Source organism: Proteocatella sp. QWL-06 (assembly GCF_058684135.1).
Window position 1 is genome coordinate 1,070,281 of the sequence record NZ_CM178755.1, and the last position, 22,809, is coordinate 1,093,089.

At 36.7% G+C, this 22,809-nt stretch carries 22 protein-coding genes; 20 read left to right on the plus strand and 2 right to left on the minus strand.

Annotated elements, in window-relative coordinates:
* Positions 1-8: 8 nt before the first annotated feature.
* The 16 genes from rsxA to AC4PGZ_RS05215 all read left to right on the plus strand — a co-directional run bounded on the left by rsxA (position 9) and on the right by AC4PGZ_RS05215 (position 17,211).
* Positions 9-587, plus strand: a complete 579-nt coding sequence (gene rsxA, locus AC4PGZ_RS05140; protein WP_492159981.1) for an electron transport complex subunit RsxA — start codon at positions 9-11, stop codon at positions 585-587.
* Between the two features lie 11 nt (positions 588-598).
* The gene (locus AC4PGZ_RS05145; protein ID WP_492159982.1) at positions 599-1,579 is read left to right on the plus strand and encodes an RnfABCDGE type electron transport complex subunit B; all 981 of its coding nucleotides are present in this window, start codon (positions 599-601) and stop codon (positions 1,577-1,579) included.
* 79 nt (positions 1,580-1,658) lie between these two features.
* Entirely contained in the window at positions 1,659-2,858 is a 1,200-nt protein-coding gene (locus AC4PGZ_RS05150) for a S41 family peptidase (RefSeq protein ID WP_492159983.1), read from the plus strand.
* On the plus strand, positions 2,858-4,822 hold the full coding sequence (gene uvrB, locus AC4PGZ_RS05155; RefSeq protein WP_492159984.1) for an excinuclease ABC subunit UvrB: 1,965 nt from the start codon (positions 2,858-2,860) through the stop codon (positions 4,820-4,822). Before AC4PGZ_RS05150 ends, uvrB begins: the two co-directional genes overlap by 1 nt.
* Positions 4,819-7,650 (plus strand): excinuclease ABC subunit UvrA, encoded by a 2,832-nt coding sequence (uvrA, locus tag AC4PGZ_RS05160; protein ID WP_492159985.1) that lies wholly within the window; start codon positions 4,819-4,821, stop codon positions 7,648-7,650. The genes uvrB and uvrA overlap by 4 nt, the downstream gene beginning before the upstream one ends.
* Positions 7,651-7,676: 26 nt before the next feature.
* Complete coding sequence (gene xseA, locus AC4PGZ_RS05165) at positions 7,677-8,888, plus strand: exodeoxyribonuclease VII large subunit (RefSeq protein ID WP_492159986.1); 1,212 nt, start codon at positions 7,677-7,679, stop codon at positions 8,886-8,888.
* Positions 8,878-9,075 carry an exodeoxyribonuclease VII small subunit gene (gene xseB, locus AC4PGZ_RS05170; RefSeq protein ID WP_492159987.1) on the plus strand — a complete coding sequence of 66 codons (198 nt, stop codon included), beginning with the start codon at positions 8,878-8,880 and terminating at the stop codon, positions 9,073-9,075. The genes xseA and xseB overlap by 11 nt, the downstream gene beginning before the upstream one ends.
* Positions 9,076-9,134: 59 nt before the next feature.
* Positions 9,135-10,025 (plus strand): polyprenyl synthetase family protein, encoded by an 891-nt coding sequence (locus AC4PGZ_RS05175; RefSeq protein WP_492159988.1) that lies wholly within the window; start codon positions 9,135-9,137, stop codon positions 10,023-10,025.
* Positions 10,026-10,041: 16 nt separating this feature from the next.
* On the plus strand, positions 10,042-10,485 hold the full coding sequence (locus AC4PGZ_RS05180) for a divergent PAP2 family protein (protein ID WP_492159989.1): 444 nt from the start codon (positions 10,042-10,044) through the stop codon (positions 10,483-10,485).
* A 16-nt stretch (positions 10,486-10,501) separates the two neighbouring features.
* Entirely contained in the window at positions 10,502-11,314 is an 813-nt protein-coding gene (locus AC4PGZ_RS05185) for a TlyA family RNA methyltransferase (RefSeq protein WP_492159990.1), read from the plus strand.
* 9 nt (positions 11,315-11,323) lie between these two features.
* Positions 11,324-13,006 carry a DNA repair protein RecN gene (gene recN / locus AC4PGZ_RS05190; protein WP_492159991.1) on the plus strand — a complete coding sequence of 561 codons (1,683 nt, stop codon included), beginning with the start codon at positions 11,324-11,326 and terminating at the stop codon, positions 13,004-13,006.
* Positions 13,006-13,542, plus strand: a complete 537-nt coding sequence (locus AC4PGZ_RS05195; protein ID WP_492159992.1) for an NUDIX hydrolase — start codon at positions 13,006-13,008, stop codon at positions 13,540-13,542. Before recN ends, AC4PGZ_RS05195 begins: the two co-directional genes overlap by 1 nt.
* Positions 13,543-13,547: 5 nt before the next feature.
* Complete coding sequence (mltG, locus tag AC4PGZ_RS05200; RefSeq protein WP_492159993.1) at positions 13,548-14,558, plus strand: endolytic transglycosylase MltG; 1,011 nt, start codon at positions 13,548-13,550, stop codon at positions 14,556-14,558.
* A gap of 15 nt (positions 14,559-14,573) precedes the next feature.
* Positions 14,574-15,230, plus strand: a complete 657-nt coding sequence (locus AC4PGZ_RS05205) for an O-methyltransferase (RefSeq protein ID WP_492159994.1) — start codon at positions 14,574-14,576, stop codon at positions 15,228-15,230.
* Positions 15,231-15,269: 39 nt separating this feature from the next.
* Complete coding sequence (locus tag AC4PGZ_RS05210) at positions 15,270-16,514, plus strand: peptidase U32 family protein (RefSeq protein ID WP_492159995.1); 1,245 nt, start codon at positions 15,270-15,272, stop codon at positions 16,512-16,514.
* A 1-nt stretch (position 16,515) separates the two neighbouring features.
* Positions 16,516-17,211 carry a 5'-methylthioadenosine/adenosylhomocysteine nucleosidase gene (locus tag AC4PGZ_RS05215; RefSeq protein ID WP_492159996.1) on the plus strand — a complete coding sequence of 232 codons (696 nt, stop codon included), beginning with the start codon at positions 16,516-16,518 and terminating at the stop codon, positions 17,209-17,211.
* 59 nt (positions 17,212-17,270) lie between these two features.
* Here the strand turns inward: AC4PGZ_RS05215 and AC4PGZ_RS05220 are convergent, their stop codons facing one another.
* Positions 17,271-18,212 carry a magnesium transporter CorA family protein gene (locus AC4PGZ_RS05220; protein WP_492159997.1) on the minus strand — a complete coding sequence of 314 codons (942 nt, stop codon included), beginning with the start codon at positions 18,210-18,212 and terminating at the stop codon, positions 17,271-17,273.
* A 12-nt stretch (positions 18,213-18,224) separates the two neighbouring features.
* Complete coding sequence (locus tag AC4PGZ_RS05225) at positions 18,225-19,850, minus strand: putative manganese-dependent inorganic diphosphatase (protein ID WP_492159998.1); 1,626 nt, start codon at positions 19,848-19,850, stop codon at positions 18,225-18,227.
* 154 nt (positions 19,851-20,004) lie between these two features.
* Here AC4PGZ_RS05225 and AC4PGZ_RS05230 point away from each other — a divergent pair, with 154 nt between their 5' ends.
* The 4 genes from AC4PGZ_RS05230 to aroF are packed head-to-tail and all read left to right on the plus strand — an operon-like array spanning position 20,005 to position 22,762.
* Positions 20,005-21,264 carry a hemolysin family protein gene (locus AC4PGZ_RS05230; RefSeq protein ID WP_492159999.1) on the plus strand — a complete coding sequence of 420 codons (1,260 nt, stop codon included), beginning with the start codon at positions 20,005-20,007 and terminating at the stop codon, positions 21,262-21,264.
* Positions 21,261-21,563: a GIY-YIG nuclease family protein gene (locus AC4PGZ_RS05235; protein WP_492160000.1), complete on the plus strand. Its 303-nt coding sequence runs from the start codon at positions 21,261-21,263 to the stop codon at positions 21,561-21,563. Before AC4PGZ_RS05230 ends, AC4PGZ_RS05235 begins: the two co-directional genes overlap by 4 nt.
* Positions 21,541-21,975, plus strand: coding sequence for an ACT domain-containing protein (locus AC4PGZ_RS05240; protein ID WP_492160001.1), 435 nt, complete (start codon positions 21,541-21,543; stop codon positions 21,973-21,975). The genes AC4PGZ_RS05235 and AC4PGZ_RS05240 overlap by 23 nt, the downstream gene beginning before the upstream one ends.
* Positions 21,976-21,994: 19 nt before the next feature.
* A complete protein-coding gene (aroF, locus tag AC4PGZ_RS05245; protein WP_492160003.1) occupies positions 21,995-22,762 on the plus strand; it encodes a 3-deoxy-7-phosphoheptulonate synthase in 768 nt (255 codons plus the stop codon).
* Positions 22,763-22,809 lie beyond the last annotated feature (47 nt).

Sequence of the window (22,809 nt, forward strand, 5' to 3'; positions counted from 1 at the left end):
GTATAAACGTGAAATCAATATTAATTATCTTATTAAGTTCTATACTTGTTAATAACTTTGTTATGTCAAAATTCCTGGGGATATGTCCCTTCCTTGGAGTTTCAAAAAAAGTAGAAACTGCTTTAGGTATGGGAATGGCAGTAACATTCGTTATGACTATGGCTTCCCTTTTTACTTATCTTATCCAAAAACTGGTTCTTGTACCGCTTGGAATAGAGTATCTTCAGACGATAGCATTTATACTTGTAATCGCGTCCCTTGTTCAGTTTGTTGAGATGGTCATCCAGAAGATGTCACCTACTTTATATCAGGCGCTTGGTGTTTTCCTTCCACTGATAACAACAAACTGTGCGGTTCTTGGAGTTGCTATACTGAATATCCAGAGTAATTTCAATCTTGTAGAAACACTGTTCAATGGATTTGGAGGAGCGGTAGGTTTCACTCTTTCTATAGTTCTTTTTGCTGGTATCAGAGAGAGAATTGAAATATCTGATATTCCGAAATCATTTCAAGGTTTCCCTATTGCTCTAATTACGGCTGGACTTATGTCAATAGCGTTCCTGGGCTTTAGCGGACTGGTTAAATAGGAGGTAGTATAGTGAACCCAATTATAAATTCAGTAGTAAGTCTTTCGGCTATGGGGCTTGTTTTTGGAGCAGGTCTTGCTTATGCATCTCAAAAATTTGCGGTAGAAGTTGACGAAAAAGAAGCAGCTATACTGGATGCACTTCCAGGTGCTAACTGCGGTGGATGTGGATTTCCCGGATGTGGAGGACTTGCAGCAGCAATTGCTTCAGGAAGTGCACCTGTCAATGCGTGTCCAGTAGGTGGAGCTCCTGTAGCAGCGGCAATAAGCGAAATTATGGGAGTAGAGGCTACTGCAGGTGATAAAATAGTTGCAAGAGTACTATGTAATGGTACTAAATCAAATGCCACGGATAAATCAAAATACAGCGGAATATTAGACTGTAAGGCTGCGGCCATGGTTTCTGGTGGTGGACCAAAATCCTGTGAATATGGATGTATGGGATTTGGGACGTGTGAGAATGTCTGTCCGTTTGATGCAATTCATGTACTTGATGATGGAATAGCACATGTTGATCCGGAAAAATGCGTTGCCTGCGGAAAATGCGTTGAAGCATGCCCAAAGAGCATTATCGAAATGGTCCCAGCGTCTAAAGAAGTCGTAGTAGATTGTATAAACAAAGATAAGGGTAAGGATGTAAAAGTAAATTGCAGCGTCGGATGCATAGCATGCGGAATATGCGAAAAAAACTGTCCATTCGATGCCATACATGTTGAAAACAATATTGCAAGGATTGATTATGCAAAATGTACAAGCTGTATGATATGCGTTGAGAAATGTCCTACAAAGGCAATCGCCGGAGATCTAAACAACAGAAAAAAAGCAGACATAGTGCCTGATCTTTGCATTGGTTGCACCATATGTGCAAAAAACTGTCCTGTTGACGCTATAGCGGGAGAACTGAAACAGGTCCATGTAGTGGATAAAGATAAATGCATAGGCTGCGGAGTTTGTGCAAAAAAATGCCCTAAAAAAGCTATAAATATGATATAATTCTATATATATGAGACTCTAAGTTTAAATAAACTTAGAGTCTTTTGTACATTATGATTAAATAATCTGAGGTTTAAAAATGAAAAAAAAGAGCAGAAATTTATTTAAATACATTTTAGTATCCGTATTTACAGTAATATTTATCTTTAACACTCTAGTGTTTTCTGCAATGATATTTGAATTTGACATACCATATTTCGGTAGAGTAAACATTAGTAGGGATAATTATGATGAATACAGAAAGCTTAAAAAAGTTTCTGAGCTAAAAAAAGATATAGAAGAGCTGTATTATAAAGAAACGGAAAGTGACAGTCTTGTAGAAGGCGCCATACGTGGGATGTTTGATTCCTTGGATGATAAATATTCATACTATATTTCGGAAGATGAGTTAAAACGCAAAAAGAACAATGAACAGGGTATATTGATTGGTATTGGAGTATCTATCGAGATACTTGCTGACGGTAAAATAAAAATTATTTCTGTGGATGAATCAGGTACTGCAAAAGATTCAGGTATTGTTGCAGGGGACATAATACTTGAAATAGACGATATAGTGCTTACGCCTGAAAGCGTTTCAGAAGCCATAGGTATAATAGGTAGAGATAACAGAGAATTTATTATTTTTGGAGACTACCCAAGCGTGAATCTTCTGATTATGCGGGGTGACGAAACAATTAGTATGGATGTCGAGAGAAAGAGAATGTCTGACAGGGCGCTTTCATATGAAATTATAGATAATATCGGTTATATAAAGATAGACAGATTCATAAAAAATACTCCGGATTATTTTAAAGAGGCATTGGTTTATTTTAATGAAAATAAAACTGAAAAAATCATACTTGATCTTAGAGATAATCCTGGAGGACTTCTCGAATCCCTGGTGGAGTCATCGGGATATCTAACAGGAAAACAAACCATATTAAGCGTAAGAGAAAGAAGTGGAAAAGAGACTGAATATGTTTCTGAAAATGATAGAATTTTTAAAGGTGATATATGTATCCTGATTAATGAAAATTCTGCCTCGGCAGCTGAAGCCATGACTCTTGCGCTCAGAGAGCACATTGGTGCAAAAGTTGTAGGCGTAAAATCATTTGGAAAAGGCATTGTGCAGACAACATATAATCTTCCTGATGGAACAGGGTATAAGCTTACTACAAGCGAATATTTTTCTCCGAAGGGAAAGTCAATACATCTGAAAGGCGTAATACCAGATTACCAGATAGAGGAGTATGAATTGCAGATAAAAAAAGCTATTGAATTATTAAAAGGAGAAAACTGATGGATTTTCAACTAATATCTGAATTTTCACCTACCGGAGATCAGCCGCAGGCAATCGAAAGGCTTGTTGATTCAATCAACAGTAACAATAAATTCCAGACTTTGCTTGGCGTTACAGGTTCTGGAAAAACCTTTACAATGGCAAACATAATAAAAGAAACCAGGAGGCCGACTCTTGTAATCGCACATAACAAGACCCTTGCCGCTCAGCTTTACTCTGAATTCAAGGAGTTTTTTCCAGACAACAGAGTTGAGTTCTTTGTGAGTTATTATGATTATTATCAGCCTGAGGCATATGTTGTATCAACTGATACGTATATTGAAAAAGATTCAGCAATAAATGAAGAAATAGATAAGCTCAGACACAGTGCAACTGCATCGATACTTGAAAGAGAAGATGTAATAATAGTTGCTTCGGTATCTTGCATATATGGTCTTGGAGATCCAGACGAGTATAAGTACATGATGGTTTCGCTGAGACCAGGAATGGAAAAAGACCGAGATGAAGTAATAAAATCGCTCGTTGAGATTCAATATGAAAGAAATGACATGAACTTCGTAAGGGGTACATTCAGGGTAAAGGGAGACATACTTGAGGTGCTTCCTGCCAACACAGATGTAAAGGGATTAAGGATAGAATTTTTCGGAGACGAAATCGAACGGATAGTAGAGATAGACCATCTTACAGGAGAAGTGATAGGAACAAGAACACACGTTTCCATATTCCCGGCTTCTCATTACGTCACAAGCAGAGAAAAACTTGAAAAAGCAGTAATTAGCATAGAAGAAGAGCTTGAAGACAGGCTTAAGTATTACAGGGACAATGATATGTACCTGGAAGCTCAGAGAATAGAGCAGAGAACTCGATACGACATAGAACTGCTTAAGGAAATCGGAACATGCAAAGGAATTGAAAATTATTCAAGACATCTTACCGGTCGTCATCCTGGAGAAAGGGCATTCACTCTCATGGACTTTTTTCCTGATGATTACCTTATAATAATAGATGAATCGCATGTCACGCTCCCTCAGATACATGCAATGTATTCTGGAGACCAGTCACGAAAGAAATCGCTGGTGGAATACGGATTCAGACTTCCGTCTGCAGTAGACAACAGGCCATTGAAATTTGAAGAATTCCTTGAAGTCTCCAATCAGATATTGTTTGTGTCGGCTACTCCGTCAAAGTTTGAAATGGAGAATTCTTCGGGATTTGCTGAACAGATAATAAGGCCAACCGGACTTCTTGACCCGGTTATCGAGATAAAACCTACAAATAACCAGATAGATAATCTTATACACGAAATCAATTCCGTTATATTGAAGAATGAGAGGATTCTGGTAACAACGCTGACAAAAAAAATGGCAGAGAGTCTTACTGATTATCTCGAAAAAAATGGAATAAAAGTCAGGTATCTGCATTCTGATATTGATACTATGGAAAGAATAGAAATAATAAGAGACCTGAGGCTGGGGATATTTGATGTCCTTGTTGGAATCAACCTCCTGAGAGAGGGACTTGATATTCCAGAGGTCTCATTGATTGCAATTCTTGATGCCGACAAAGAAGGTTTTTTAAGATCTGAGACATCTCTAATTCAGACAATAGGAAGGGCTGCCAGAAACTCTTCGGGTAGAGTAATAATGTACGCTGACAGAATTACCAGGTCAATGGAAGCTGCAATAAACGAGACGGACAGAAGACGAAAAGTACAGAAACAATATAATATTGATCATGGCATAAGCCCGGAAACTATCAAAAAAGAAATAAGAGATAAAATATCCACACTTGTTGCAGATGAACAGAAGAAATATACCGTTAAAGAAACAATCGAATCTGAAAAAATAAGAAATGAAATTATAGAGCTGACCGAAAAAATGTTTGAGCTTGCTGAAAGTCTCAGATTTGAAGATGCTGCAAGAGTAAGAGACCGGATAAGGGAACTGGAAAGGAAGATACAATGAACGATCAGATTGTAATAAGAGGAGCTAAAGAACATAATCTTAAGAATATAGATTTAACAATACCAAGAAACAAGATGATAGTATTTACAGGATTGTCAGGCTCAGGCAAGTCATCACTTGCCTTTGATACAATTTATGCAGAAGGCCAGAGAAGATATGTAGAGAGCCTTTCTTCTTATGCAAGACAGTTTCTTGGTCAGATGGAAAAACCTAATGTTGACTATATAGAGGGACTTTCACCGGCAATCTCAATTGACCAGAAGACTACCTCAAAAAATCCAAGATCAACGGTAGGTACAGTAACAGAGATATATGACTATCTGAGGCTCCTGTATGCAAATATAGGAATTCCTCATTGTATACACTGCGGAAAGACTATTGAGCAGATGTCTGTACAGGAAATCGTAGATAAGATAATGGAAATAGGAAATGCGAAAAGGATTCAGATAATAGCACCAGTAGTAAGAGGAAAAAAAGGAAGGCATGAGAAAGTACTTGAAGCCATAAAAAACGAAGGATATATAAGGCTGAGAATAGACGGTGAAAACTATGAAATCGGTGACGATATAAACCTTGATAAGAATAAGAAGCATGACATAGATGTAATTGTGGACAGAATTGTCATAAAGGATTCTATAGAAAGCAGACTTAATGATTCCATTGAAACTGCATTGAAGCTGACTGAAGGATTAGTAACTGTAAATATAATAGATGGCGAAGAAATGCTGTTTTCGACGAAATTTGCATGTCCGGAGCACGGAATAACTCTTGAGGAAATATCGCCAAGAGTATTTTCATTCAATGCGCCATATGGAGCATGTCCTGAATGTAATGGACTTGGGATGAACAAGAATGTAGACGCAGCACTTGTAGTTCCAGATGAGAACCTTTCTCTGAGAGAAAATGCGGTTGAGGCATGGGCATCAAGTGACAAGAATGAAAATACTATATATTTCAGCATGATAAAAGCACTGGCAGATTCAAATGGAGTTTCAATGGATGTTCCATACAGAGAACTTCCAGAGGATTTTAAGAAGAAACTTCTTTATGGGTCTGATGACAAGTTGAAATTCAACTATGAGAGCAGATTTTCAGATGGCTACAGAGTATATGAGTCTACATTTGAAGGCGTAATAAACAACCTTGAAAGACGTTACAAAGAAACGCCGTCAGAATATATAAGAACAAAAATAGAAAATTATATGATTGAGAGCCCATGCAGAGCATGCAATGGAAAGCGTCTTAAACCGGAAGTTCTTGCTGTTACTCTTGGTGGGAGAAATATAACACAGGTGACAGAATTGTCAGTAGGGGAACATATAAAACTTCTTTCTTCTCTGAACTTAAGCAAGAATGAAGAAATAATTGCAGGAGAGATAATAAAAGAAATAAACCAGAGACTTAATTTTCTTAAGGACGTGGGACTTGATTATCTTACGCTTGCAAGGCAGTCGGGTACGCTTTCCGGAGGAGAATCACAGAGGATAAGACTTGCAACACAGATAGGATCAGCTCTTGTGGGAGTTCTGTATGTTCTCGACGAGCCAAGCATAGGTCTTCATCAGAAAGATAATGAACGTCTATTAAAGACGCTTAGAGATCTTACTGACATAGGCAATACTCTAATAGTTGTAGAACATGATGAAGATACCATGTATGCTGCAGACCAGATTGTGGATATTGGTCCAGGTGCCGGGATTCACGGCGGGGAGATTGTGTGCCAGGGTACGGCTGAAGAAATCATGGAATGCGACAGATCTCTTACAGGCAAATACCTTAGCGGAAAACTTAAAATTGAAACTCCTGAGTCAAGAAGGCAAGTCGATCAGGAAAGCATAATTGAAATAAAGGGAGCCAGAGAGAATAACCTTAAAAATATAGACGTTAAGATACCTTTATCAGTTTTTACATGTGTTACAGGGGTTTCAGGTTCAGGAAAGAGCTCGCTTATAAATGAGATACTTTATAAAGCAGCATCGAATCAGGCAAACAGATCAAGATTAAAGCCGGGAGTGTATAAGGAAATATCCGGTTTAGAAAAAATTGATAAAGTCATTGATATTGATCAGAGTCCAATAGGGAGGACTCCGCGATCAAATCCAGCCACATATACAGGAGTATTTGACCATATACGCGATCTCTTTTCATCCACAGTTGACGCAAAAGCCAAGGGATATAGCAAAGGGAGATTCAGCTTCAATGTCAAAGGTGGAAGATGCGAGGCATGCAAGGGAGACGGTATATTGAAGATAGAGATGCATTTCCTCCCGGATGTATATGTTCCATGTGAGGTATGCAAGGGAGAACGATATAACCGAGAAACACTTCAGGTTAAGTATAAAGGTAAGAATATATCTGATGTTCTCAACATGAATGTTGAAGAAGCGTATACATTTTTTGAGAATATACCTGCAATAAAAAGAAAACTGGAAACACTTGTAGACGTTGGGCTTTCGTATATAACTCTGGGGCAACCATCCACTCAGCTTTCCGGTGGAGAGGCACAAAGGATAAAACTGGCTACCGAGTTAAGCCGCAAGCAGACAGGAAGAACTCTTTATATTCTTGATGAGCCTACAACTGGTCTCCATATTGCAGATGTAGATAAATTGATACAGATGCTCAACAAGCTTGTTGAGAGCGGTAACACAGTTGTAGTAATTGAGCATAATCTTGATGTCATAAAAACGGCGGATCACATAATTGATCTTGGTCCTGACGGAGGAGACAAAGGAGGATATATAATCGGTGAGGGTACACCAGAAGAAATAATGGAGAATAAAGATTCTCACACTGGATATTTCTTAAAGAAACACATAGATGTATAACATAATTCAAGAAAAGAGAATACAATATGAGAATACGAGCACTTACCATAAGCGAATTAAATAGCTATATTTCAAATTTTATGAAAGCTGATCCTATTTTGCATAGTGTGAGAGTTGAGGGTGAGGTTTCAAATCTGAAATTTCATTCGAGTGGAAATATATATTTTACTCTTAAGGACGAAAATAGCAGAATAAGCTGTATTGTATTTGGTAATTCTGATATAACTGAAGAAATCAGTGAAGGTGACAAGATTATCTGTCAGGGCAAAATTAATTATTATGAAAGAGATGGCAGTGTTAGTATTATTATATCTAAAATCGATAAAACCGGGGTTGGAGAACTATACAGGCAGTTTATTGAGCTTAGAAACAAACTTGAGAAGGAAGGTCTGTTTGATGAAGCTCATAAAAAGGAAATACCGCAGATGCCGCGTCGGATTGGGGTTGTAACTTCACCTACAGGGGCTGTGATAAGAGACATATATAATGTAATCAGCAAAAAATTCCCAAAGGTTGAAATCATAGTTTATCCTGCACTTGTACAGGGGGACCGGGCATATGAAGAGGTGATTGAAGGGCTCAGATATTTTAATGGAGCTGCCAGGACAAAATCACCGGATGTAATAATTGTTGCAAGAGGCGGGGGATCTTATGAGGAGCTTGCGATTTTCAATAATGAAAGCCTTGCTCGTGAGATATTTGATTCAAGAATACCTGTAGTTTCTGCAATAGGACATGAGAATGACTTTACGATTGCAGATTTTGTTTCAGATTTAAGGGCATCTACTCCTTCAATGGCTGCAGAGCTGACAGTTCCTTCATTTATAACTCTAAAAAAAGAGCTTGAAACTCTCATCAATCAGCTTAACAGAGAGTCGTCAAGTATATTCGAGGATAAGCGTCAGAAACTTTCGAATATCAAAAGAATATTTGAAATGTACAATCCATTGGAAGTGCTTTCAAGAAAAGAGGAAGAAATTTTTAAGTTTAAGACAGATTTGCATAACCATATGATAAGAGCTTTTGAAACCCAGAGGATTCTCCTGAATTCAAGAAAAGAACATTTGCTTGTACTGAATCCTCTTAATCTTCTGGATAGAGGATACACGACAGTATACAGTAAAGAGACAAAGCTGGTTACAAGAGCTTCAGAGCTTAAGGAAGACGAAGTTATAAAAATCAGATTTTACGATGGAACAGTAGTTGCAAAAATTATTGGAGGTAGCCATGAAAATTAAGTATGAATCAAAGATTCAGGAGCTTGACATGATAATAAAAAAGCTTCAGGGAAGCAATACGGATATTGAAGAATCCATTGAACTTTATAAAAAAGGAATCAAACTGTATCAGGAATGTTCCTCAGAACTGGAAAATATGAAATTAAGCATAAAAACCATAGATGGTGAGAGTTTAATAATCGAATAGAAAAGACAATGGCATGAATTTTTGCTATAATAGTAAATAAACGAATTTAGGAGACTACAATGGAATTTTACGCACAATATGATAATACAAGGAGAGTTGTCGAAGAAAGTCTGACTTCTTTCATAAGCGGGGCTGAAAATTCTCCACAGAAGATAATATTTGATTCAATGAAATACAGCCTTGAAGCTGGCGGAAAGAGAATAAGACCAGTGCTTCTGCTCGAGACAATTAAAATGATGGGAGGCAATTGTTCAGCAGGAATTCCGTTTGCCTGTGCGGTGGAATATATTCACACATATTCTCTTATTCATGATGATCTTCCTGCTATGGACGATGATGATCTTAGAAGAGGAAAACCCACAAATCACAAGGTTTTTGGAGAAGCCGTGGCTATACTTGCAGGAGACGGGCTTCTTAACTCAGCATTTGAAATAATGTCAGGAGAGATACTAAAAAACAACTGCGTCGGTTCTGTGAAAGCCATGAATGTAATCGCGAGCTGTGCGGGAGTTAATGGAATGATTGCCGGACAGATTGTGGACATTGAATCAGAAGGAAGATCTATATCATATGAAGAGCTCCGATATCTGCACAGCAAAAAAACTGGTGCGTTGATAAAAGCCTCTGTAATGGCGGGAGCATATATTGCAGGTGCAAATGAAGAAGAGTTGAAAGCTGTTGAGAGATATTCAGAGAACATTGGACTCGCATTTCAGATTACAGATGACATACTTGATGTAACAGGAAATACCTCTGAGCTTGGAAAAAATACAGGCAGTGATATTCAAAACGACAAATCAACGTATGTTTCGCTATTTGGTATCGAGAAGGCCCGATTGCTCGCCCAAGACTGCCTTAAAGATGCGGTTGAATCGCTTGGGAACTTTGATTCTCAGAGGCGTCTTTTCATGGAAGAGCTTGCGAGATTTGTTGTAATGAGAAAGAACTGATTAGGAGGAATGTAACTTGGGAATAAACGGGATTTTTAGCAATGATGTTCTGAAAGTGACTTTCTGGGGATGGTTTATTGCACAGCTCTTAAAAGTGATATTTACACTTATATCCACAAGAAATCTTGACCTTTCAAGATTTGTTGGATCAGGCGGGATGCCAAGCTCTCACTCATCATTAGTAACTAGTATGACTGCAGCAATAGGTATTACTGAAGGATTTGATTCAGCATTGTTTGCTCTGGCGTTTGGGGTATCCTGCATCATAATGTATGATGCGGCTGGTGTAAGATATGCTGTTGGGAAACAGGCAAAAATTCTGAATCAGATTATTAATGATATACAGAGGCATAAATTCAAGTTCAAAGAGGAAAAGCTTAAAGAATTAATAGGTCATACACCAAAAGAAGTAATTGCAGGCGGAATACTAGGGGTTATAGTCGCAGTGTTAATGTTATAATTTGAAAGGGACGGCAATGAAAGAAAGAATAGATAAGGTTCTTGTTGACAGAGGTTACTTTGATTCAAGAGAAAGAGCAAAAAAAAACATTATGTCAGGAACTGTCCTTGTAAATAACATGGTTGTTGACAAGGCAGGCTTTATGATTGACAACGATGCTGAAATAAGAATAAAGAACGATGCAATCCCATATGTCTCAAGAGGTGGTCTGAAACTTGAAAAAGCTGTTGAAAACTGGGGAATTAGACTTGATGATAAGGTATGTATGGATATTGGGTCATCCACTGGAGGGTTCACAGACTGCATGCTTCAAAATGGTGCAAAAAAAGTATATTCCGTAGATGTTGGATATGGACAGCTAGACTGGAAGCTAAGAAATGACGAGAGAGTCAAAGTCATGGAAAGAACAAATATCAGAAATGTAAAACCTGATGATCTGGAGGACAGAATCCAGTTTTTCAGCATTGATGTATCTTTCATATCCCTCAGACTTGTACTTCCAAAGCTAACGGAGCTTGGAGACTCTTCATTTGAATGTATTGCTCTGGTAAAGCCGCAATTCGAAGTTGGAAGAGAAGAAGTAGGAAAAAATGGAGTGGTAAGGGACCCTGCAAAGCATCTCAAGGCTGTAAGAAAGTGTGCAGACTATGCGATTGAAGCAGGGCTATACCTGACAGGGATTGATTATTCGCCAATAAAAGGGCCGAAGGGAAATATTGAGTTTCTTATGCTTCTAAGCAGCAATCGAGAGAAAAATATTGAGGATTTGGAAAATGCTTTGGAAGATGTTGTAAATAATGCACATATAAACTTGGATAAGCAGAGTTAAGAGGTAATTATGCTACATGAAATCTATATAAAGAACTTTGCATTAATTGATGAAGTGAGAATAAAATTTAAAGATGGATTGAACATCATTACAGGAGAGACCGGTTCAGGGAAATCGATATTGATTGATGCACTGTCAATGGCGCTTGGCAAAAAGGGTGACAGATCATTTGTCAGAAATGGAAGCTCAAAAGCTGTAGTCGAAGCGGTTTTCAGTTGCAAAAACCCTGAACTTATAAAATCCCTTTACGACCTGGGCATAGATGACGCAGAAGATGAAATAATAATCACAAGAGAAGTAAGCGCAGAGGGAAAAACCGCCAGCAGAGTTAACAGCAGAAGCGTAAGTAAATCTATACTTAAGCAGATTTCAGGTCAGCTGATAACAATACATGGACAGAACGAATATGAGCAGATTATGAATTCAGCTAATCAGCTCAATCTCCTCGACTTGTTCGGCGGGCAGGATATTTACAATCAGAATATCAGATATAGAGCCATTTACAGCGATTATGTAGATATAAAAAAGAAGATTTCGAATCTGAACAACTATGAGGAGCCAAGCAAGCTCCAGCGCGAAATAGATCTTATAAAATATGAAATCGAAGAAATAGATTCTGCAGGGATATCAAAAAATGAAAAAGAAGAACTGGCAAAAGAATTGAAGAAGGTAGAAAATACTGAAAAGATACAGAGTATAATCGAGATGAGCTATGATTCAATATATGGAAGCTCAGAGTCAGTCCTGACACTGCTTTCACTCTGTTTCAATAAATTTGACCAGGTTGAAGAATTTGATGGTTATATAAAAGAATGGAATGATGTTATTAAAGACTGTTATTACAGACTGGATGATGTTGCAAATGAAATAAGGTCAAAGAAAAGCAGTTTCGATTTTGACGTATCCTTAATAGATGAACTGAATCAGAGAATAGATAAGATTAATACGATATATAGAAAATATGGAAACAGTTATGAGAATGTAATGGAATTCAGAGAAAAGTCATCAAAAAGACTTGAAGAAATAACACTCAGAGATGAGCTCATTGAAAAGTATCGAAGAGATCTTGAGGAGATTGAGGTTACCTTGTCCGTTGAGGCGAGGAAACTCTCCGAATTGAGAAAATCGGTAAGCATTATTCTCTCTGAAAAAATACTTTCAGAACTTTCCTCTCTTAAAATGAATAACACTCAGTTTAAAATTGAATTCAATGAGGCGCAGTACAGTGATTCGGGGATTGACAGCGTTGAGTTCGCGGTTAATTTTAACAAAGGAGATGTTCTGAAGCCGATAAGTAAAATTGCGTCTGGGGGTGAAATTTCCAGGTTCATGCTAGCCCTGAAAAATGTAATATCTGAGACCGATAATATCGAAACTCTTATCTTTGACGAAATAGACACAGGCGTGAGTGGTGTAGCTGCCCAGACGATAGGTGAAAAACTCAAGGAAATAAGCAGGTACAGACAGGTACTTTGTATAACACATCTTCCGCAGATTGCCAGTTATGCAGACAGGCATTACCTTGTAGAGAAATTTGACACTGATATTACAACAGAGACTGTGGTATCAAGACTTGATGATGACGAAAGAGTGACTGAGCTTGCTAAGATGATAGGTGGATTGAACATTACGAATACGACAATTGAAAATGCAAAAGAGCTTATATCAAAAAACAACAGGAGCATAAAATAATGACGAAAGAAAGAACCATAAGCAGTGACAGGATATACAGTGGAAAAGTGGTGTCATTGAAAGTTGACACCGTTGAAGTTTCTGAAGGAAGAACCGCCATAAGAGAGATAGTCAATCATTGTGGCGCTGTCTGTGCAGTAGGAGTAACTGAAGATAAAAAAATAGTCCTTGTAAAGCAATTTAGAAAATCCATAGAAAAAGATATAATTGAAATTCCTGCGGGCAAGCTTGAACCAGGCGAAAAGCCTGATGAGGCTATAATAAGAGAGTTTAAAGAAGAAACTGGATACGAAGTATCAAATTTAAGATATATGACCTATTTCTACACAACGCCAGGATTTTCGGACGAGGTTGGCCATATTTATTTTCTTGATGCCAGAGATAAAGGTGATACAAATTTTGATGAAGATGAGGATATCGAGATAATTGAACTTTCTCTGAGAGAAACAAAAGAGATGATTTACAGCAAAGAAATCGTTGACGCAAAAACTATACTTGGTATAATGATGTACAGTGATTATATTGAAAAGGATTAGATACTATGATAAAAAAAATACTGATTTCTCTTATTCTTTTATCTTTTTTTATGATTTCAGGATGTTCGCAGGAACAAAAGCTTTCGGCAGTCGACATTAACGACAGCACAGAAATATTATATGAAGTTAAATCAGGCACAAATATAACGGCTGTAGCAAATGAACTTGAAGAATATGGATATATAAAGGATGCAAAAGCGCTGAAAAAATATGCTGCTGATAATGACAAAACTAACATAAAAGCTGGAGACTATATAATAAATAAATCAATGACAGCAAGTGATATTTTGCAGAAGTTCATTGACGGCGACAATTATAAGGGCCTTAAGCTTATTGTTCCAGAAGGCTATGAAGCAATTCAGATAGCGCGCAAGATAGAAGAAACAGGAATTGGAAGCGCAGATGATTTTATGAGAGTGGTCAATGACCCAGGTATTTTCATAGACAAGTATGAATTTTTAAATGATGAAGATATAAAAACACTTGAGGGATACCTCTTCCCAAAAACTTATTTTTTTAAAGAGGGTACCGCTTCTGAAGAAATTGCTGATAAGATGCTGTCACAGTTTGACATCGTCTACAAAAATGCAATAGTTCCAAATCTGGATTCTACTAAATTCAGCGTTAATGAAATTGTGACACTTGCTTCGATTGTTGAAAGAGAGGCTGCCATTGAAGATGAAATGCCTCTTGTTGCATCTGTGTTCATAAAAAGACTGGATATTGGGATGGCACTTCAATCCTGCGCCACGGTTCAGTATATATTAGGAGAAAGAAAACCGATTCTATCCTCTGAAGATATAAGCATAGATTCTCCTTATAATACGTATATATACAAAGGCCTTCCAGAAACTGCTATTGCATCTCCAGGTGAAAAGGCAATCATGGCAGTTATTGAGCCGGCAGATACTGAATATCTCTATTTCCTTGCGAAAAATGATGGAAGTGGAGAGCAGGTCTACAGCGAGACTTATGAGGAACATCTTCTGAATAAAGCAAAATATCTGGGAAATTAATGTGGAAGGATAAAAATGAGTAATATTACTAATGATAAGGTAGAAGCGTATATAAATCACAAGACATATGCATCATCCGAAATTCAGATTGACATGGAGCTCTATGCAAAAGATAATGTCGTACCAATCGTCACAAGAGATACACTTGCTCTTATAAAGGTGCTGGCTGAGATTAAAAAGCCATATAGAATTCTCGAATTCGGTACAGCCATAGGATACTCTTCTATAATGCTATGTAAGGCATTGAACGGAAACTGTATGATAACAACGATTGAGAGAAATGAAAATCGCTATAATAAAGCTGTTGAGTATGTTGAAAAGTCGGGATATAAGGACAGGATTGAAATCGTAAATATTGATGCACTTGAAGCTGAAAGTATTGTAAAAAACAGTTTTTATGATATGGTGTTCATTGATGCTGCAAAGGGACAGTATAAACTGTTCTTTGATATGGTATTTGACAGAGTCAATCCGGGAGGCATAATAATTTCAGATAATATTTTTCATAAATCAATGGTCTGTGAACCTGAGATTGCCGATGTAGAGCGCAGACAACGTACTATATACAGACGAATGAATGACTATCTCGAATATCTCACTTCTGCCAATGAGAATTTCTATACAAGTCTTGTTCCAATAGGCGACGGACTGGCTATAACATACAAAAGATAATGAGAATCAGAATTTTATAATAAAATGAAAGGACTTAATATGAATAAAATTGAACTATTAGCTCCAGCAGGTGATCTTGAAAAATTAAAGATGGCCATATTGTATGGAGCAGATGCAGTGTATATTGCAGGCGAAAATTTTGGACTTAGAACTGCGTCAAAGAATTTTACGGAAGAACAGATGAGAGAAGCTGTGGATTTTGTAAAAAAAAATAATAAGAAGATATATGTCACTTGCAATATAATACCTCATAATGATGACTTTGAAGGGCTGGAGAGCTACTTGAAATATCTTCAGGAAGTAGGAGTAGATGCTATAATAGTCGCTGACCCAGGTGTTCTTATGATAGCTAAGGAGACGGTTCCAGATATGGAGATTCATTGGAGTACACAGGCCAACAACACAAATTTCAACAGCGCAAGATTCTGGTACAAACAGGGTGTTAAGAGAGTTGTTACCGCAAGAGAGCTTTCTTTTGAAGAAATAAAAAAAATACGTGATGAGATACCTTCGGATATGGATATAGAGTCATTTGTGCATGGAGCAATGTGTATATCATACTCAGGACGTTGTCTTATGAGCAACTACATGACAGGAAGAGACGCAAATAGAGGCTCTTGTGCACATCCATGCAGATGGAAATATTCTCTAGTAGAAGAGAAAAGGCCAGGGGAATATTTCCCTATTGAAGAGGATGAAAGAGGCACATATTTCTTTAACTCTAAAGACCTTTGCATGATAGAATATGTAAAGGAACTCATAGAAGCGGGAGTAAGCAGTTTTAAGATTGAAGGAAGAGTAAAAACGCCATATTATGTTGCTACTGTAGTAAGAGCTTACAGAATGGCGATAGATGAATACTACAGAGATCCTGAGAATTACAGATTTAATCCGATTTGGATGGAGGAATTGAAGAAAGCAAGCTACAGAGATTTCACCAGTGGTTTTTATCTTGATAAGCCGAACGGTGATTCTCAGAACTATGGAACCAGTTCATATATAAGAAATTACGATTTTATGGGTCTGGTAATTAAATATGACAGTGAAAGAAAGATGGCGCTTGTTGATGTAAGAAACAGAATATTTACAGGAGACAATGTAGAAATAATAGGACCAGATTGTGACACTATATATACAACTGTAAAATCCATGTTCAATGTAAATATGGAAATGATTGATGTGGCGCCAAGACCAAAGGAGCTTGTATGGGTTGATTTTGGTCATGAACTCAAGGAGAATTATATTATAAGAAAAGAAAGTGAAGAAAATAAGGGAGAAAACTAATATGGTTATAGGTATAATTGGAGCAATGGCTGAAGAAGTGGAAAGTCTTAAGAAGATAATGAAGGTTGAAAATACCATGATTAAGGCAGGCATGGAGTTTTTTGAAGGAAAGCTTTGGAATCATGATGCAGTAGTTGTAGTAAGCGGAATAGGAAAGGTAAATGCTGCAATCTGCAGTCAGATACTTGTTGATATGTTTGATGTCGACAGAATCATAAATGTTGGAGTAGCAGGAGGCGTAAGTATTGATGCAAACCCTGGCGATGTTGTGATTGCAAGCTCGCTTGTACAGCATGATGTTGACTGTACCGCATTTGGAGAAAGACATGGACAGATACCTAGAATGGATGTGTACGACTTCAAATGTGACGAATCAATGATAAATATAGCAAAAAATGTTGAGCTCAAGAGTGAATCAAACAAAACTATGGTAGGAATAATTGCTACAGGAGACCAGTTCATTGCTGATAATGAGAAGGTCAAGTGGCTGGATTCAACTTTTGGTGCAGCTGCAGTTGAAATGGAGGGTGCAAGTATTGCTCAGGTTTCACATCAGAACAGGATACCTTTTATAGTAATCAGATCAATATCTGACAATGCAAACACCGGGGCCAGTGTAGACTTTGAGAAATTTGTTCCTCTTGCAGTAGATAATTCGATGAGAATAATAGAAGGACTGCTTAGAAATATGAATTAATATAAAAGCTGTGTAACAATCCTCTGTAGGATCTGTACACAGCTTTTATGCAAATTTAATTAGAATAGCTTTTTCTTAAGCATGAAGAGTGTAAATGCTGCAGTGATAACTATGGTTATCAATATTATAGTCAAGAACCCCAATGGGTTATCTGCTAAAGGGACAGGAACGTTCATACCCATAAAGCTAGCTACTATGGTAGGTATTGCCAGTATAATTGTAAGGGAAGTAAGTACTTTCATCACTATGTTAAGGTTATTTGAAATTATAGATCCAACCACTCCCATAGTTCCGTTAAGTATGTTTCCATAAGTCTGTGACATATCTATAGCCTGTTTATTTTCAATAATTACATCCTCAAGGAGATCTTTATCATCAGAATACTGTTTTATTACATCCAACCTCATCATTTTTTCAAACACGACTTCATTTGCCTTTAGAGAGGTCGTGAAATATACAAGTGACTTTTCAAGTGAAAGAAGCTGGAGTAGCTCTTCGTTCTTCATTGATTTATGAAGCTCTTTCTGAATAGATTCACTGAGGCGGTCTATCTGCTTAAGATAAAACAGATAATAAGTAGCATTTTTGTACATTATCTGAAGTATGATTCTTGTCTTTTTCGCTGTATGAAATCCCTTAACTCTCATTTTTATGAAATCATTAAGAAGCTTGACTTCCTGAGTGGACACTGTAATTATTGCTTCTTCCCCTATAATTATGCCGATAGGGACAGTGCCATAAATCCTTGACCCTTCAAGCGTAACATCATCAAATGGAATAGGGACGTCAATTATGAACAGAGTGCTCTCGTCTTCAACATCTATTCTTGGGCTTTCTTCATCATCCAGAGCAGCCTTAAGATGGCTTTCTTCGATATTATATCGGAGTCTTATATTTGCAAGCTCTTCTTGAGAAGGGTTTATCATATTAATCCATACCCCGTCTTCAAGAGTGCTGATTTCTTTGGTTACATCATTTATAGTTTTGTATATTTTCAGCATAGGCGGCTCCTGTTACATCTTACTGTTAAGTTCAGATATTATCTGTGGGATTATCTGTTTTTTTCTTGAAACTATATTTTCAGCAAAAACTCCTTGGGCATCATTGCAGTTGAATGCCCTGGATATAAAATTATTATCCCTGCAGAAATAATACAGGTAGGAACCTTCTTTTATTATGTCTGTGACGGCAAGCAGGAAAAGGAAGTAGTTTTTATTCTCAGACTCATACTTCAGCTTACCCATTATCTCAATGCTGTTGCTTTCAATGAATTCAAGGTCTGAAGTGAAAAATTGAGATATCCTGAATTTTTCATTTATATTTGTAAACTCCTTTGAATCCGTATAGAGGAGTTCCTCTATAGTAAGATTCTCTGTGGAGCATGCAGCTTTATACATATTGGAGAAATGATCTTCAAGGTTAAGCTTCGCTATTTTATTCAATTCCTTTACTGCGATGATATCATAATGTGTGCATGTAGGTGATTTGAATGACAGTGTATCTGACAGTATTCCGCTTATCAGTATACCTGCGATATTTTCAGGGATGCCGATTTTGTTAAATTCATATTGCTGATATACTATTGTACATGTGGACCCGACTGGATAATTCAGAAAATTAATAGGTTCAACGGATGTGAGTCCACCGAGTTTGTGATGATCTATTATTTCCACTACATTCGCCTCGTTCAACCCATACACGCTCTGGTTTTCTTCGTTGTGGTCGACCAGGATAACCTTTTTTCTTGAAGTAGCAGAAAGTGACTTTCTGTCAAGGAATCCAAGGTATTTTCCATCTGAATCTACAATAGGGTAGTTTCTATAATTTGTGTTGGCTATCTCTTCCTTTACGTCTGTAAGATAATCATTAATATTCAGCTTTACTATTTCGTTTTTCTTCATTATATTTTTTACAGAATTGCACTGTTGAATTATCTTACTTACAGCATAAGTATCTTTATTCGTCTGAATCACTGCAATATTCTTTGCTTGAGCAGTATTTACAATTTCTTCTGGAATAACAGTTTCACTGCATATTATTATCATTCCGACATTATATTCGAGTAGTTTTTCAATAAGTGGGAATATGTCTCCTGTAATAACTATATCTGTTTTATTATAGCTGTTGTTAAGCGAACCGTGGTAATCAGTTGCAACGGATATATTTCCAATTATGGAAGAATCATTATGAAGATTGGCTGACACGAGTATTCTGGCTTCAAGCTGGATAAGGATATTATTAAATACTGAATTCAAGTTTTTAAAATCACCCCTGATAAGCTCCATTGCAATATCTTTAATACTCAATATTCCTGTAAGATAATTATTTTCATCTGTTATAGCTATGGTGTTAAGTGAATTTTCATCCATGGTTTTGAACGCTTTGAGATATGAATTATGTTCGTCTATAGACTTTGATTTATAATAAGGTACATCCTTTACCTGAGTTTTTACATTATCCAGAATTTCAGGATAAGGCAAATGAAAATGATCAAGTACATATCTGGCTTCATTCTTAATTTCCCCAAGGACTCTTGGTTCTGTTTCTTCATTCAGAGAATTTTTCAGGAATGAATATGCTATTGCACTGCATACTGAATCTGTATCAGGATTTTTGTGTCCAAAAATAAGTGTTTTCATAATTATTACCTCCATAAACATTATAACAATCATATTAAAAATTTACAATTTTAATATTGCTTTGTAGTGCAATTTGTTCGATTCTGTTGTATAATTTAATTCAGTGAAGGAAATATTGTAAAACACAGTGGAATTATTAATTTAAGGAGAAGATATGGAATTCAGCACTTATATTCAGTTAATACTGCTTGTCGTACTGATAATTGTTTCGGGTTTCTTTTCTGCTTCAGAAACCTCACTTATGTCTCTCAGCAAAATAAGGCTTAGACACATGGTTGAATCAAAAGTCAAAAATGCATCTACAATAGAAAGGATGCTTAACACACCAAACAAGATGCTGGGAGCTATTCTTTTAGGAAATAACGCTGTTAACACAGCTGCATCAGCAGTTGCAACTATGCTTGCAATTTCATTTTTTGGGAATGGAGGAGTAGGGCTTGCGACTATTATAATGACAATATTAATCCTGATATTTGGCGAGATAACTCCGAAAAATCTTGCTATGCAGTATCCGGAAAAATTTGCCTTATTTGTTGCCCCAATAATAAATATCCTCTCAACACTTTTTTCACCCTTTGTATTCCTGCTTTCAAAGCTTACAAATATTATAATCAAGCTGCTGGGAGGAAAACCGGATGACAAAAAGCCATTCATCACTCAGGAAGAGCTAAGGACAATAGTTGATGTGTCAAGTAAAGAAGGAATACTTGAAAATGAAGAAAAAGAAATGATATACAACATATTTGAGTTTGGAGATCTGAGAGTAAGAGATCTGATGATTCAGAGGATGGATGTGCTTGCTATATCAAAAGATGCAAATTACGATGAAGTTCTTGAGGCTTTTAATGACAAGAAATTCTCAAGACTCCCTGTATATGAAGATACAATAGACAACATAATAGGAATGATATATGCGAAGGATCTCTTTTTCAGCAATATATCAGAAAAGGACTTCTCAGAAAATTTTAAAGTAGAAAATTATATGAGAGAGCCTCTCATGACGTTTGAATTCATAAAAATATCAGATTTCTTCAAGCAGATGAAGGGAGACAGAAATCACATTGCCATTGTCCTTGATGAATATGGAGGGGTTGCTGGTCTCGTAACCATGGAAGATATAATAGAAAGCATATTTGGAGATATAAACGATGAATTTGATGAAACCATTGAGAGCGATATTGAAGTAATCAAGGAAGATGAATATGTCGTAAATGGAAACATAAAGCTTGATGAATTGAATGACCTCATAGGAACCAATTTTGAATCTGAAGAATTTGAATCCTTTGGTGGGTTTATCATAGGCGTACTTGGAAGGCTTCCTAAAAATGGAGAGATAGTCAACTACTATAACTATAAATTCATAGTGGAATTAGTTTCAAAAAACAGAATAATTAAAGTGAGAATATTCACATGATGCCTGGAAAAAGAAAATATTATGTATATATAGTTCAATGTAAGGACGGCACATTATATACTGGATATACAGTAGATCTCAGTAAGAGAATATATGCACATAACTCTTTTCGAGGAGCAAAGTATACAAGAGGGAGAACGCCGGTAAAGCTTGTTTACTCAGAAGAATTAAGTTCAGTTAATGAGGCTTTGAAGAGAGAGCATCATATTAAAGGCATGACAAGAAAACAGAAGATAGAAATGATAAACTCAAATAAATTGAATGGGGGATTTACCGTTGAAGAAATTTTTAGTTATTGACAGCAGTGTTTTGCCAGAGGTTTTTGAAAAGGTCCTGACAGCTAAAGAGCTTCTCAGGACGAATAGCGTAAAAGGAATATCGGAGGCTGTTAAGAAGGTGGATATTTCAAGAAGCACGTTCTATAAGTATAAAGATTATGTTTTTGGACTTTCGGAAGGTATGGTAGGGAATAAGGCAATTCTCTCTTTTCTGCTTAAAGACGAGAGAGGAACGCTTTCATCAATCTTGAAGCATCTTTCAAGCAATGAAGTTAATATACTCACGATAAATCAGGATCTACCAATAAACAAGATAGCCAATGTTTCAATTACAATAGAGATATCCAAGATGGAGACAGATATAGACACACTTATTGAGAATCTGAAGATGCTAAATGGTGTAGTTAAAGCTGAGCTTCTTGCTCTTGAATAAATGCAGGTGATAGAATATTATGATAAGAAATGATTTTAAAAAACTCAATATAAAAAAACTGGATAATCTTTACAATGAGGATAAAAATAAAATAATAATTGCTGGCCCGTGCTCAATCGAATCTGAAGAACTTCTTCTTGATATAGCTGAATTTGTGAAAAAAAACGGAGCTACGGTTCTTAGAGGCGGAGCATATAAGCCCAGGACTTCCAATCGTGATTTCCAGGGATTGAAATCAGAAGGATTGCAGATACTTGACAGAGTAAGAAAAAAGGTCGGTATAAGGGTCGTTACTGAAGCGGTAGACACAGAATCCCTGCCTGAAGTTGCGGAAGTAAGTGACATAATTCAGATAGGTTCAAGAAACATGCAGAACTTTACACTTTTACGAGAAGCTGGAAAATATGGAAAACCAGTGGTTTTGAAAAGAGGAATGGCTGCAACCATATATGAATGGATTAGAGCAGCGGAATATATTTATGAATCTGGAAATTCGGATATCATAATGTGTGAAAGAGGTATAAGAACATTCAATGATTATACAAGAAACACTATGGATATTGCGGCAATACCAATAATTAAAAAAGAAACAGGTCTTACTGTTATTGCTGATCCAAGTCATGGAACAGGCATAAGGGACCTAGTAATACCAATGTCATGTGCTTCTCTGGCGGCAGGAGCTGATGGGATAATGGTAGAAGTTCATAAGAATCCTGAAGAGGCTCTGTCAGATAAAGAACAGACAATAGATTTTAGAGATTTTCAGGAATTGATGAGAAAAATTTAAAGGAAACCCTTTAAATTTTTATTTTTTACAACAAAATTTAGAAGGAA

Bases quoted from the DNA above. Each gene is read 5' to 3' on its own strand.
- AC4PGZ_RS05235 (WP_492160000.1), top strand. From the start codon at position 21,261: ATGATGCCTGGAAAAAGAAAATATTATGTATATATAGTTCAATGTAAG.
- AC4PGZ_RS05210 (WP_492159995.1), top strand. From the start codon at position 15,270: ATGAATAAAATTGAACTATTAGCTCCAGCAGGTGATCTTGAAAAATTA.
- AC4PGZ_RS05150 (WP_492159983.1), top strand. From the start codon at position 1,659: ATGAAAAAAAAGAGCAGAAATTTATTTAAATACATTTTAGTATCCGTA.
- xseA (WP_492159986.1), top strand. From the start codon at position 7,677: ATGAGAATACGAGCACTTACCATAAGCGAATTAAATAGCTATATTTCA.
- AC4PGZ_RS05220 (WP_492159997.1), bottom strand. From the start codon at position 18,212: ATGCTGAAAATATACAAAACTATAAATGATGTAACCAAAGAAATCAGC.
- AC4PGZ_RS05175 (WP_492159988.1), top strand. From the start codon at position 9,135: ATGGAATTTTACGCACAATATGATAATACAAGGAGAGTTGTCGAAGAA.
- AC4PGZ_RS05215 (WP_492159996.1), top strand. From the start codon at position 16,516: ATGGTTATAGGTATAATTGGAGCAATGGCTGAAGAAGTGGAAAGTCTT.
- mltG (WP_492159993.1), top strand. From the start codon at position 13,548: ATGATAAAAAAAATACTGATTTCTCTTATTCTTTTATCTTTTTTTATG.
- xseB (WP_492159987.1), top strand. From the start codon at position 8,878: ATGAAAATTAAGTATGAATCAAAGATTCAGGAGCTTGACATGATAATA.
- aroF (WP_492160003.1), top strand. From the start codon at position 21,995: ATGATAAGAAATGATTTTAAAAAACTCAATATAAAAAAACTGGATAAT.
- AC4PGZ_RS05205 (WP_492159994.1), top strand. From the start codon at position 14,574: ATGAGTAATATTACTAATGATAAGGTAGAAGCGTATATAAATCACAAG.
- AC4PGZ_RS05185 (WP_492159990.1), top strand. From the start codon at position 10,502: ATGAAAGAAAGAATAGATAAGGTTCTTGTTGACAGAGGTTACTTTGAT.
- AC4PGZ_RS05230 (WP_492159999.1), top strand. From the start codon at position 20,005: ATGGAATTCAGCACTTATATTCAGTTAATACTGCTTGTCGTACTGATA.
- AC4PGZ_RS05195 (WP_492159992.1), top strand. From the start codon at position 13,006: ATGACGAAAGAAAGAACCATAAGCAGTGACAGGATATACAGTGGAAAA.
- recN (WP_492159991.1), top strand. From the start codon at position 11,324: ATGCTACATGAAATCTATATAAAGAACTTTGCATTAATTGATGAAGTG.
- uvrA (WP_492159985.1), top strand. From the start codon at position 4,819: ATGAACGATCAGATTGTAATAAGAGGAGCTAAAGAACATAATCTTAAG.
- uvrB (WP_492159984.1), top strand. From the start codon at position 2,858: ATGGATTTTCAACTAATATCTGAATTTTCACCTACCGGAGATCAGCCG.
- AC4PGZ_RS05225 (WP_492159998.1), bottom strand. From the start codon at position 19,850: ATGAAAACACTTATTTTTGGACACAAAAATCCTGATACAGATTCAGTA.